Origin of the sequence: Citrobacter sp. CK195 (assembly GCF_030333365.1) — a bacterium.
In the GTDB taxonomy this organism is placed as follows: domain Bacteria; phylum Pseudomonadota; class Gammaproteobacteria; order Enterobacterales; family Enterobacteriaceae; genus Citrobacter_B; species Citrobacter_B koseri.
Genome location: NZ_JAOWGB010000022.1, coordinates 463,721 through 476,229, shown reverse-complemented (window position 1 = coordinate 476,229; position 12,509 = coordinate 463,721). Strand labels below are relative to the sequence as shown.

12 protein-coding genes are annotated in these 12,509 nt (G+C 55.6%); 8 read left to right on the top strand and 4 right to left on the bottom strand.

Annotation, left to right across the window (positions count from 1 at the left end):
* Positions 1-18 precede the first annotated feature (18 nt).
* Together OGX93_RS07190 and fadM are read left to right on the top strand one after the other, a co-directional pair.
* The gene (locus OGX93_RS07190) at positions 19-393 is read left to right on the top strand and encodes a helix-hairpin-helix domain-containing protein (protein WP_049008409.1); all 375 of its coding nucleotides are present in this window, start codon (positions 19-21) and stop codon (positions 391-393) included.
* 92 nt (positions 394-485) lie between these two features.
* Positions 486-884: a long-chain acyl-CoA thioesterase FadM gene (gene fadM, locus OGX93_RS07185; RefSeq protein WP_012133539.1), complete on the top strand. Its 399-nt coding sequence runs from the start codon at positions 486-488 to the stop codon at positions 882-884.
* A 108-nt stretch (positions 885-992) separates the two neighbouring features.
* Here the strand turns inward: fadM and queC are convergent, their stop codons facing one another.
* Both queC and OGX93_RS07175 read right to left on the bottom strand, forming a co-directional pair.
* Positions 993-1,688: a 7-cyano-7-deazaguanine synthase QueC gene (queC, locus tag OGX93_RS07180; RefSeq protein ID WP_049008410.1), complete on the bottom strand. Its 696-nt coding sequence runs from the start codon at positions 1,686-1,688 to the stop codon at positions 993-995.
* 27 nt (positions 1,689-1,715) lie between these two features.
* Complete coding sequence (locus tag OGX93_RS07175) at positions 1,716-3,452, bottom strand: SgrR family transcriptional regulator (protein WP_286449412.1); 1,737 nt, start codon at positions 3,450-3,452, stop codon at positions 1,716-1,718.
* Between the two features lie 100 nt (positions 3,453-3,552).
* On the opposite strand from OGX93_RS07175, the gene cof reads away from it, so the two are divergent.
* Positions 3,553-4,371: an HMP-PP phosphatase gene (cof, locus tag OGX93_RS07170; protein ID WP_024130593.1), complete on the top strand. Its 819-nt coding sequence runs from the start codon at positions 3,553-3,555 to the stop codon at positions 4,369-4,371.
* 52 nt (positions 4,372-4,423) lie between these two features.
* Here cof and OGX93_RS07165 read toward each other — a convergent pair whose 3' ends face one another.
* A complete protein-coding gene (locus OGX93_RS07165; RefSeq protein WP_153258636.1) occupies positions 4,424-5,479 on the bottom strand; it encodes a PLP-dependent cysteine synthase family protein in 1,056 nt (351 codons plus the stop codon).
* A gap of 112 nt (positions 5,480-5,591) precedes the next feature.
* Here OGX93_RS07165 and decR point away from each other — a divergent pair, with 112 nt between their 5' ends.
* From decR to amtB, 5 genes are all read left to right on the top strand, one after another.
* Entirely contained in the window at positions 5,592-6,050 is a 459-nt protein-coding gene (gene decR / locus OGX93_RS07160; RefSeq protein WP_012133534.1) for a DNA-binding transcriptional regulator DecR, read from the top strand.
* A gap of 44 nt (positions 6,051-6,094) precedes the next feature.
* The gene (locus tag OGX93_RS07155; RefSeq protein WP_024130591.1) at positions 6,095-7,867 is read left to right on the top strand and encodes a SmdA family multidrug ABC transporter permease/ATP-binding protein; all 1,773 of its coding nucleotides are present in this window, start codon (positions 6,095-6,097) and stop codon (positions 7,865-7,867) included.
* On the top strand, positions 7,860-9,638 hold the full coding sequence (locus OGX93_RS07150; protein ID WP_112002129.1) for a SmdB family multidrug efflux ABC transporter permease/ATP-binding protein: 1,779 nt from the start codon (positions 7,860-7,862) through the stop codon (positions 9,636-9,638). The genes OGX93_RS07155 and OGX93_RS07150 overlap by 8 nt, the downstream gene beginning before the upstream one ends.
* 256 nt (positions 9,639-9,894) lie before the next feature.
* A complete protein-coding gene (gene glnK / locus OGX93_RS07145) occupies positions 9,895-10,233 on the top strand; it encodes a P-II family nitrogen regulator (RefSeq protein WP_012133530.1) in 339 nt (112 codons plus the stop codon).
* Between the two features lie 31 nt (positions 10,234-10,264).
* Positions 10,265-11,551, top strand: coding sequence for an ammonium transporter AmtB (gene amtB, locus OGX93_RS07140; protein WP_024130590.1), 1,287 nt, complete (start codon positions 10,265-10,267; stop codon positions 11,549-11,551).
* Between the two features lie 48 nt (positions 11,552-11,599).
* On the opposite strand, the gene tesB is transcribed toward amtB, so the two are convergent.
* Positions 11,600-12,460 carry an acyl-CoA thioesterase II gene (gene tesB, locus OGX93_RS07135; RefSeq protein WP_012133528.1) on the bottom strand — a complete coding sequence of 287 codons (861 nt, stop codon included), beginning with the start codon at positions 12,458-12,460 and terminating at the stop codon, positions 11,600-11,602.
* Between the last annotated feature and the right edge of the window lie 49 nt (positions 12,461-12,509).

The following is a 12,509-nucleotide window of genomic DNA, read 5'->3' as shown; positions in this document are numbered from 1 at the left end:
ACACAAGGAGAAAACAGTATGAAACATGGAATCAACGCACTGCTGGTCACGATGACTCTGGCCTGCGCAGGCATGACGCACAACGCGCTGGCTGCCGGAACGGTAGAGAAAAATCAGGCGGTACAAACAAAGGCGGATTCGTCTGCGTCCGCGCAGACTAAAGCCTCCGTACCTGCAAAGGCCAGTGATGATGAAGGCGCGAGGGTCAGTATCAACACGGCTTCAGCGGAAGATCTGGCGCGGGTGATGAATGGCGTCGGGCTGAAAAAAGCGCAGGCGATAGTCAACTATCGGGAAGAGTATGGGCCGTTTAAAACGGTGGATGATTTAAAGCAGGTTCCGGGGATGGGGAGTTCGCTGGTGGAACGCAATCTGGCGGTGTTGACGCTGTAATAACTTGCACTGTGGCAAAAGTTTGCCAGGATAATGAGGTCATACCAGTTATGGCCTCTGTTCCTATAACAACAACGTAAGGTTATTGCGCTATGCAAACACAAATCAAAGTCCGTGGTTATCACCTTGATGTTTATCAGCACGTTAATAATGCCCGCTATCTTGAGTTTCTTGAAGAAGCACGCTGGGATGGGCTGGAAAACAGTGACAGCTTTCAATGGATGACGGCCCGCAACATCGCTTTTGTGGTGGTGAATATTAATATTAACTACCGTCGCCCTGCCGTGCTGAGCGATCTGCTGACCGTCACCAGTCAGGTGCAGCAGTTAAACGGGAAGAGCGGCATTTTAAGCCAGGTCATTACGCTTGAGCCGGAAGGGCAAGTTGTGGTGGACGCGCAGATTACTTTTGTCTGTATTGATTTGAAAACGCAGAAAGCATTGCCGCTGGAAGGTGAGTTACGCGAGAAACTGGAGCAGATGGTGAAGTAACGGAAAGTTGCCTGATGGCGCTTCGCTTATCAGGCCTGCGGGCGACATTGACCACGGTGAATGTCGCCAGGCCGGATAAGGTGCATGCACCGCCATCCGGCAAAACGATCACTTTAACCCTGTTTTCTGCTTCATTGCCGCCATCACTGCCGGTTTATCCGCCAGATAATGGTTCAGGCCGTTGGCGCGCAGATTACAGGCGGCGCACTGCCCGCAACCGTCACCTTTGATGCCGTTATAACAGGTCAGCGTCTCTTCGCGCACCAGATCCAGCTTGCCCCAGTAATCAGCGAGTGCCCAGGTTTCGGCTTTATCAATCCACATCAGCGGGGTTTCAAAGCGAATATCCTTCGCCATACCCAGGGTGACGGCATGATTCAGCGCTTTGACAAACTCATCGCGGCAGTCCGGGTAGCCGGAGAAATCCGTCTCGCAAACGCCGGTAATCACCGCTTCGGCTTTTACCTGATAAGCGTAAATCGCCGCCAGAGTCAGAAACAGAATATTACGCCCAGGGACAAACGTATTCGGAATACCGTCGGCATCCGGTTCATAGTCCGGTACGGGAATGTTATCGCGCGTCAGGCTACTGACCGCCAGTTCGCTCAGTAGCGTTACGTCCAGCACCTTATGCGCACGCGCGCCGAGTTTTAAGGCCAGATTACGTGCGACATCAATCTCAGCGCGATGGCGCTGACCATAATCAAAGGTGACGCAGTGCACTTCATCATACTGATGCAGCGCTTGCGCCAGACAGGTTGTGGAGTCCTGGCCTCCACTGAATACAACGACGGCACGTTTCATAACTTATCCTGACAAAAATGAAAAACGCTATGGTAGCGCCTGTGGATGGCCGCGACCAGCTTCTTCACCGCGTGGCGGCGGAAGCCATGCTTTCTCAAACTCAAACCAGCCGCGTGGATTGAGTTGAACGCCATTGACGCCCGGCGGCGCGCTAATACGGTAGTGATAGTTAAAAAGCGGCGTAAGCGTGGCGTCATTCATCAGACTCGTGAATACCTGTTGTAACGCAGTATAGCGGTCGTCTTCACCGGGCTGCGTTTGTAAGGCATCCAGCGTGGCCTGAAGATGGGCGAAAGCAGGGGCATCCATCACATGCGGCCAGAGTTGATCGCAGCGTAGCCACTGCTCAAGCGTATATTCCGGCGCTTCGCCAATCAGTCTGTCGCCCATCATGAGATCCGCTTTTGCCAGCGAAGGGCAGTTATCCCAGTTTTTCGCGTTGTGGAAAATCAACGTTAATTCACAGCCGAGCGTTGCCAGATATTGCTGGAGTTGCTCCGCCATGGTGTGCAACTCAACGGGAAGGTGGTAGACCAGCGTCAGTTTTTTCGGTAATTCAACGGATTCCAGCCCCTTCCATTGCGGCATTACCCAGCCTGGCAGCAGCGCGTTGCTGGGCGTGATCAGATTTTCATCTACCGGCAGCGTCTGTAATAACGACGTATGATGAATGATGTCTACCAGGCGACGCGCCTGTTGCAGGCTGAGTTTCGAGCCTTTTTTAAGCGTCAGGTAGCAAAATCCCAGGCTAATACCGCTGCTTACCTGGCTAAGTGAGGCCAGCTCCTCAGGGTTGCCGATGGCAATCTGTACCGGATGACGGCAACTGGTGCCTAAATCCTGGTCAAAAAGCTGAGGCGTGATCCAGTATTCAATCGCCTTTAGCAGCGGGTGGCAAAGGTGATAATTGTCGTGGCTTTCCAGGCGTACCAGCTCCGGCGTAAATAACGTCAGCCGAAAAGGTCCGGTGCCTGACAGCGGCTGATGCGGGTGCGCCAGGTGGCTACAGTAGCTTGCCAGACGGTGCGCCAGCCAGTAATCAGGGCGATGGAGAATGAACGTCAGGCATTGCGGATGGGTGACTTCAATACGCTTGACGCTGATAAACAATTTATTGAGGGCTGGCAGGTCAAGCAGCATCAGCAGGCGCGCGTGCAGTTGCGCAGTTTCTACCGTATCGCCATTATGCCAGTGCAGGGTAGAGCGAATATAAAAATCCCAGCGCATACCGTCGGCGGAGATATCCCAGTGATGTGCTAAATCCCCGCAGGGGCGCTGGCTGGCGTTGTCAAAGCGGGTGAGGCCGGAGAAAATTTGTCCTGCAAGATGCTGTTCTGCGCGACCGGGCAGAAATCCCGGATGCAACGGGTCCAGCGGACGATAGTAGGGAATACGCAGGGTCGGCGTGTCGTTTTGCCACTGCCCGCCCATAAACGGTTGCAGCATGGTACGCAGTTCGCCTGGCGCCAGCTGTGCCAGCTCCAGCACATTAAGCTGCTGACCTTTTTCCAGCGCTTGTTCCATCATGGTATTGCGCAGTGACTCCGGCGTGACCAGAAATTGCAGTTTACCGCGCTTACCCCGCCCGGATTGCGCCTCCCATGTTAACCAGCCAGCTTCCTGCGCCTGACGTAGTAGCGTACGGACGTGGCGTTCGCTACAAAAACAGCGCTCCGCCAGTTCCCCAACGGTGACCGACTGAGGTTCTCCGGCCGAGGGCTGCCAGAGACGTTGATATTGTTTTAAACGGTTGAGAAGTCGCATTAAAACCCGGAACAATTCATTTTATCTATTCACTATTACTTCCGTATATCTCAGGTGATACTCAATCACAAGTTAATTGCGTCACAGTGTGGAGAAAGAGATGGCTCGTCTGGCTGCATTTGATATGGATGGCACGCTTTTGATGCCAAACCACCATCTGGGTCATGAGACCCTTGCAACGCTGGCGCGCCTGCGTGAACGCGATATCACTTTGACGTTTGCGACCGGTCGGCATGTGCTGGAAATGCGGCATATTCTGGGGGCCATCTCAATGGATGCGTTTTTGATAACCGGCAACGGGACGCGCATTCATTCGCAGGAAGGCGATATGCTGCATCGCCAGGATCTGGACCCCGCCATTGCGGATCGCGTATTGCACCAGGCGTGGGATACCCGGGCCAGTATGCACGTATTCAACGATAACGGCTGGTTTACGGGGAGTGCGATCCCCGCGCTATTACAGGCGCATGTCTACAGCGGGTTCCACTATCAGATCGTGGATGTCAAACGTATCCCGGCCCACCAGGTCACTAAGATCTGTTTCTGTGGCGATCACGACGATCTGATCCGGCTGCGTATTCAACTGAATGAGGCGCTGGGCGAGCGGGCGAATCTCTGCTTTTCCGCTGTGGATTGTCTGGAAGTGCTGCCGCTCGGCTGTAATAAAGGTTCCGCGCTGGCGGTATTAAGCGACCATTTGGGGCTGTCGCTGACGGAATGCATGGCGTTTGGCGATGCGATGAACGATCGCGAAATGCTGGAGAGCGTGGGACGTGGTTTGATTATGGGCAACGCGATGCCGCAACTGATCGCTGAACTGCCGCATCTTTCAGTGATTGGCCATTGTCGTAATCAGGCGGTCTCTCACTTTTTAACGCATTGGCTGGATAATCCGCATCTACCTTATTCCCCCGAATGAGCGATCCTTTCCAGCAAGCCAGGCCCGTAAAGCCTGGCTTTTTTTATTCCGCTTAACGGACGTTCAGCAGTTGGGCAATTTCCGCCTGCCACGGCGCTAAATCGCCAATGTGATCGTTAACCCACTGGGGATTGTAATAGGTGTCGAGATAGCGTTCGCCGCTGTCACACAGCAGCGTGACGAGAGAACCGGTCTCTCCGGCATCGCGCATTCTGGCCGCAATCTGCAACGTTCCCCACATATTAGTGCCGGTGGAGGCGCCCACTTTACGGCCCAGCTGCGTTTCCAGCCAGTGCGCGGTCGCGACGCTGGCGGCGTCGGGTACGCGCAGCATTTCGTCCACCACATCCGGGATGAAGGAGGGTTCCACGCGCGGGCGGCCAATCCCCTCAATTTTGCTGCCCACCGGGCTGCGCAATGTGGCGTCGCGATCCTGCCAGTAGGGCAGGAAGACTGAGTTTTCCGGGTCAACCACCATCAGGCGCGTGTCATACCCATGACAGCGAATATAGCGGCCAATTGTCGCTGACGTGCCGCCCGTCCCCGCGCTCATCACGATATGCTTCGGCACCGGATTCGGCTCACGCTGCATCTGATGGAAAATACTGTCGGCGATATTATTGTTGCCGCGCCAGTCGGTGGCGCGTTCGGCATAGGTGAACTGATCCATATAGTGACCGTTCAGTTCGTGCGCCAGCTGCTCAGAGGCGGCGTAAATCTCGCAGGCGCTTTCGACAAAGTGGGAGCGACCGCCATAAAACGCAATTTGTTCGATTTTGCGTTTTGCCGTGCAGGAAGGCATTACCGCGATAAACGGCAGGCCGAGCAGTCGGGCGAACCAGGCTTCGGAAACCGCCGTTGAACCGGAGGAGGATTCAATAATGGTCGTGTTTTCTTTAATCCAGCCGTTACACAACCCATACAGGAACAATGAACGCGCCAGACGGTGCTTCAGGCTGCCGGTCGGATGGGTGCTTTCATCCTTCAGGTAGATCTGGATGCCCGGAAACGCCGGTAGCGACAACCGGATCAGATGCGTGTCGGCTGAACGCTGATAGTCAGCGTTAATTTCATTAATGGCGTTTTTAACCCAGGTGCTATTCATCATTAATTTCCATTTGTCATTTTGTGCCCAGATTAGCGAAAAGCACGGAAAAAATTGTTGCCATTTCACCTTTAAAATAGAATGTAAGGAGAAAAATCTTCTCTGTGGGGTGGGTATGTTAGATAAAATTGACCGTAAGCTGCTGCTTTTGTTGCAGCAGGACTGCACCCTCTCTTTGCAGGCGCTGGCCGATGCCGTTAATCTGACCACCACACCCTGCTGGAAACGGCTGAAACGTCTGGAAGACGACGGCATTCTCCTCGGTAAAGTCGCGCTGCTGGACCCAGAGAAATTGGGTCTGGGGTTAACGGCGTTCGTACTGATCAAAACCCAGCATCACAGCAGTGAATGGTACAGTCGCTTCGTGACGGTGGTCACCGAAATGCCGGAAGTGCTGGGGTTCTGGCGTATGGCCGGGGAATACGACTATCTGATGCGGGTTCAGGTAGCAGATATGAAGCGTTATGACGACTTCTACAAACGTCTGGTGAACAGTGTTCCGGGATTGTCAGACGTAACGTCGAGCTTTGCGATGGAACAGATTAAGTACACAACCGCTCTGCCTATTGAATAATTCTCCCGGAAAATATTGCCGGAAATCATGTCAGGATATAACGCGTGCGATTATTTGCTCAATTAAGCTGGTACTTCCGTCGGGAGTGGCGTCGCTATCTCGGCGCCGTGGCCTTGCTTATCATTATCGCTGTCCTTCAGCTGATCCCGCCCAAAGTGGTCGGGATCGTTGTGGATGGCGTCACTGCGCAACATTTCACTACCGGCCAGGTATTGATGTGGGTGGGCACGATGGCCATGATTGCGGTAATCGTCTATTTGTTGCGCTATGTCTGGCGCGTGCTGCTGTTCGGCGCCTCTTATCAACTGGCGGTTGAACTGCGTGAAGATTACTACCGCCAGCTCAGTCGTCAGCACCCGGAATTTTATCTGCGACACCGCACCGGAGACTTAATGGCGCGCGCGACTAACGACGTCGATCGTGTCGTCTTTGCCGCCGGGGAAGGGGTGCTCACGCTGGTGGATTCGCTGGTGATGGGCTGCGCCGTGCTGATCGTGATGTCAACGCAGCTCAGTTGGCAACTGACGCTGTTCGCGCTGCTGCCTATGCCGATTATGGCGCTGATGATCAAGCGCTACGGCGACCGTCTGCATAACCGCTTCAAACTGGCGCAGGCGGCGTTTTCCAGTCTGAACGATCGTACCCAGGAGAGCCTGACCAGCATTCGCATGATCAAAGCTTTTGGCCTTGAAGATCGACAGTCGTCGCTGTTTGCGGCGGACGCGGAAGACACCGGGAAGAAAAATATGCGGGTAGCACGTATCGACGCCCGTTTTGATCCCACGATTTATATTGCCATCGGCATGGCTAATCTGCTTGCCATCGGCGGCGGAAGCTGGATGGTAGTGCACGGTACGCTGACGCTTGGGGAACTGACCAGCTTTATGATGTACCTCGGGCTGATGATCTGGCCTATGTTAGCGCTGGCCTGGATGTTTAACATTGTGGAACGCGGTAGCGCAGCGTACAGCCGTATCCGCGCGATGCTGGCGGAAGCGCCGGTCGTCAACGACGGAACGGAGGCGGTGCCGGAAGGGCGGGGAGCGCTGACGGTCTCCATTCGTGAATTCAGCTACCCGCAAACCGCGCATCCGGCGCTGGAAAATGTGCAATTCCAGCTTGAGCCAGGGCAGATGCTGGGGATCTGCGGGCCGACGGGCGCGGGGAAAAGCACTCTTCTTTCGCTTATTCAGCGCCATTTCGATATTACGCAGGGGGATATCCGTTTTCATGATATTCCGCTGACGCGCTTGCAGCTTGATAGCTGGCGCAGTCGCCTGGCGGTCGTCAGCCAGACGCCGTTCCTGTTCTCCGACACGGTCGGCAATAACATCGCGCTGGGGCGCCCAAACGCGACGCAGGAAGAGATTGAACAGGTGGCGCGGCTGGCCAGCGTGCATGAGGATATTTTGCGTCTGCCTCAAGGATATGACACCGAAGTGGGCGAACGCGGCGTCATGCTGTCCGGCGGGCAAAAACAGCGCATTTCTATTGCGCGCGCGTTACTGCTCAATGCGGAAATCCTGATTCTGGATGATGCGCTGTCGGCGGTGGATGGCCGTACCGAACACCAGATTCTGCATAATTTACGCCAGTGGGGAGAGGGGCGCACCGTGATTATTAGCGCGCACCGCTTATCCGCTCTGACGGAAGCCAACGAGATTATCGTGATGCAGCATGGCCATATCGCCCAGCGTGGCGATCATGATGAATTAGTGCTGCAAACGGGCTGGTATCGCGATATGTATCGCTATCAGCAACTGGAGGCGGCGCTGACTGACGCTCCTGAAATCAACGAGGAGACGGCAGATGCGTAGTTTTGGACAGTTATGGCCGACCCTGAAAAGGCTGCTGGCGTATGGTTCGCCGTGGCGTAAACCGCTTGCCATCGCCGTGGTGATGCTGTGGATCGCGGCGGCGGCGGAAGTCAGCGGCCCGTTACTTATCAGCTACTTTATCGACAATATGGTCGCGAAGAGCCACCTGCCGCTGGGCACGGTCGGGGGGCTGGTGGCGGCGTACATTGGCTTACAGTTTCTGGCGGCGGGGCTGCATTATGCGCAGTCGCTGTTGTTTAATCAGGCGGCCGTCGGCGTAGTGCAACAACTGCGTACCGATGTGATGGATGCCGCTTTGCGCCAGCCACTGAGCGCCTTTGATACGCAGCCGGTGGGGCAACTGATCTCTCGCGTGACCAATGATACGGAAGTCATCCGCGACCTTTACGTCACGGTCGTGGCGACGGTGCTGCGTAGCGCGGCGTTAATTGGCGCGATGCTGGTCGCCATGTTCAGCCTCGACTGGCGGATGGCGCTGGTCGCGATGGCGATTTTCCCGGCGGTGCTGGTGGTGATGGTGATTTACCAGCGCTATAGCACGCCGATTGTGCGCCGCGTGCGGGCATATCTGGCGGACATCAATGATGGCTTCAATGAGGTCATTAACGGCATGAGCGTCATTCAGCAGTTCCGCCAGCAGGCGCGGTTCGGCGAGAGAATGGGGGAGGCCAGCCGCTCGCACTATATGGCGCGGATGCAGACCCTGCGACTGGACGGCTTTTTATTGCGCCCGCTGCTCAGCCTTTTTTCCGCGCTGATCCTCTGCGGATTACTGATGCTGTTTAGCTTTACCTCGCGTGGCACCATTGAAGTCGGGGTGTTGTACGCCTTTATCAGCTATCTGGGGCGTCTGAACGAGCCATTGATTGAACTGACGACCCAACAGTCGATGTTGCAACAGGCTGCGGTGGCGGGGGAGCGCGTATTCGAACTGATGGACGGCCCACGCCAGGATTATGGTCGGGATGAGCGCCCGTTGCAGTCGGGCAGGATTGACGTTGATGATGTCTCCTTCGCCTACCGTGACGACAATCTGGTGCTGCAAAACATTACGCTCTCCGTTCCGTCGCGCAGCTTTGTGGCGCTGGTCGGGCATACCGGCAGCGGCAAGAGTACCCTCGCCAGCCTGCTGATGGGGTATTACCCGCTTACACAGGGAGACATTCGCCTTGACGACCGTTCGTTGTCAACGTTGAGCCACGGGGTTTTACGTCAGGGAGTCGCGATGGTGCAGCAGGACCCGGTGGTGATGGCGGATACGTTCCTGGCAAACGTCACGCTGGGGCGCGATATTTCTGAGGAACAGGTCTGGCAGGCGCTGGAAACCGTGCAACTGGCGGAGCTGGCGCGTAGTCTGAGCGAGGGTATCCACACCCGGCTGGGCGAGCAGGGCAATAATCTGTCCGTCGGGCAGAAACAGCTGCTGGCGCTGGCGCGGGTGCTGGTTGATACGCCGCAGGTTCTGATTCTGGATGAAGCCACCGCCAGCATTGACTCCGGTACTGAGCAGGCGATTCAGCAAGCGCTGGCGGCAGTGCGTGAACACACCACGCTGGTGGTGATTGCACATCGCCTGTCAACCATTGTTGATGCGGACACCATTCTGGTGCTGCATCGCGGGCAGGCGGTCGAGCGCGGTACGCATCAACAACTGCTCGAAGCGCAAGGGCGTTACTGGCAGATGTACCAACTACAGCTTGCCGGTGAAGAGCTGGCGGCCAGCGCGCGTGAGGAATCGCTCAGCGCCTGATGGCGCTGCGCTTATCAGGCCTACGGACAATGCGCTCTTGTAGGCCGAATAAGGTGCTTACGCCGCCATCCGGCAATCAACAATCTGGTGCAAAAATGTAACGTACCATGCACCGTTATAGTGCGTTTTTTCTTTTCCTTCCCCAGCCGCACCCTACAAGCCTGAATTATCCCGCGTTTTTCATTTCTGGCACACCCCTTGCAATATCCCTGTCGTGAAGCGGCAGACATTATCGAATTCTGACAGGAGGGGATCTATGAAGCTGGTTACCGTGGTAATCAAACCGTTCAAACTGGAAGACGTCCGTGAAGCACTGTCTTCGATTGGTATTCAAGGGCTGACAGTCACCGAAGTGAAAGGCTTCGGGCGTCAGAAAGGTCATGCCGAGCTGTACCGCGGTGCGGAATACAGCGTCAACTTCCTGCCCAAAGTGAAGATTGATGTGGCGATTGCCGACGACCAGCTTGATGAAGTCATTGAGGTCATCAGCAAGGCGGCCTACACCGGAAAAATTGGCGACGGCAAAATTTTTGTCGCTGAGCTGCAACGTGTCATTCGTATTCGTACCGGCGAAGCCGACGAAGCGGCACTGTAACTCCTGGCACACAGTGATAGGGAACGAAAAGATGAAGATAGCAACGATGAAAACTGGCCTTGCTTCACTGGCTTTGCTTCCAGGTCTGGCAATGGCGGCTCCGGCGGTTGTGGATAAAGCCGACAATGCCTTTATGATGATTTGCACCGCGCTGGTGCTGTTCATGACCATTCCGGGCATTGCTCTGTTCTATGGCGGATTGATCCGTGGAAAGAACGTGCTGTCGATGTTGACGCAGGTTGCCGTCACCTTCGCGCTGGTCTGTATTTTGTGGGTTGTTTACGGCTATTCGCTGGCCTTTGGCGAGGGGAACAACTTCTTTGGCGACTTCAACTGGGTGATGCTGAAAAATATTGAGCTCACGGCAGTGATGGGCAGTTTCTACCAGTATATTCACGTTGCTTTCCAGGGCTCTTTCGCCTGCATTACCGTCGGGCTGATCGTGGGGGCGCTGGCTGAACGTATCCGCTTCTCTGCGGTACTGATTTTCGTGGTGGTGTGGCTGACGCTCTCCTATATCCCGATTGCGCATATGGTCTGGGGCGGCGGTTTGCTGGCTTCTCACGGCGCGCTGGATTTTGCGGGCGGTACGGTCGTGCATATCAATGCGGCGATTGCTGGTCTGGTGGGCGCTTATCTGATTGGCAAGCGTGTCGGCTTTGGTAAAGAGGCGTTCAAACCCCATAACCTGCCGATGGTTTTCACCGGCACCGCGATCCTATATATCGGCTGGTTTGGCTTTAACGCCGGGTCGGCGGGCATGGCGAACGAGATTGCTGCACTGGCCTTTGTTAATACCGTGGTGGCAACGGCTGCCGCTATTCTGGGGTGGATTTTCGGCGAGTGGGCGCTGCGCGGTAAACCGTCTCTGCTGGGCGCCTGCTCCGGCGCTATCGCGGGACTGGTCGGCATAACGCCAGCCTGTGGTTACATTGGCGTTGGCGGCGCGTTGATTCTCGGTGTCGTTGCGGGGCTGGCGGGTCTGTGGGGCGTGACGATGCTTAAACGTCTGCTGCGTGTGGACGATCCTTGCGATGTGTTTGGCATCCACGGCGTTTGCGGCATCGTTGGGTGTATCCTGACCGGGATCTTTGCATCCACCACGCTCGGCGGTGTAGGGTTTGCCGAAGGCGTAACGATGGGGCATCAGCTGCTGGTACAGCTGGAGAGTATCGCTATCACCATCGTCTGGTCTGGCGTAGTGGCGTTTATCGGCTACAAACTGGCGGATATCACCGTTGGGCTGCGCGTACCGGAAGAGCAGGAGCGCGAAGGTCTGGACGTCAACAGCCACGGCGAGAATGCGTATAACGCCTGATCATCAACAGGCCGGAGGCGACGCTTGTGCGTCGCCATTCGGCCATTTTCAATTGCGATTGCGCATCACGCCTTCCTGAACGGTCGACGCGACCATCACGCCATCCCGCGTGTAAAACTCCCCACGAACAAAACCACGGGCGCTGGAAGCCGAGGTGCTCTCTACGCTGTACAGCAACCATTCGTTCATGTTGAAAGGGCGATGGAACCACATTGAATGGTCGATCGTGGCAATTTGCAGACCTTTCTCCAGGAAGCCGATGCCGTAGGGTTGCAGCGCGACGGGCAGGAAATTCAGATCGGAAGCATAACCCAGCAGATACTGATGAATGCGGATATCATCCGGTATCGTACCGTTGGCGCGGATCCAGACCTGGCGCGTCGGGTTCGCAACGTGGCCTTTTAACGGGTTGTGGAACTCTACCGGGCGGATCTCCAGCGGGCGGTCGCTGATAAATTTCTCTTTCAGCACGGGCGGCAGCAGATGCGCCAATGAACGGGCGATCTCCGTCTCCGATTGCAGCGTTTCCGGCGCAGGGGCGTCCGGCATGGTTTTCTGATGCTCAAATCCCTCTTCCGGTGCCTGGAAGGAGGCTGTCATATAGAAAATAGGCTTCCCGTTCTGGATGGCGGCGACGCGACGCGCGCTGAAACTGTTGCCGTCGCGCAGAACTTCCACATCGTAAATAATGGGCTTCAGGCTGTCGCCGGGGCGCAGAAAGTAGCTGTGAAAAGAGTGAACCAGACGTTGTTCAGGTACGGTCTCTTTGGCGGCATACAGCGCCTGACCGACCACCTGACCACCAAAAACCTGACGTAATCCTAAGTCTTCACTTTGGCCCCGAAAGAGTCCTTCTTCAATTTTTTCCAGATCTAACAATGACAGCAAATTATTCAGTGCCTGACTCATACGTGCTCTCCAGGTAACAACGGCGCCGAAGCGAGGTAGGCAGAGTATA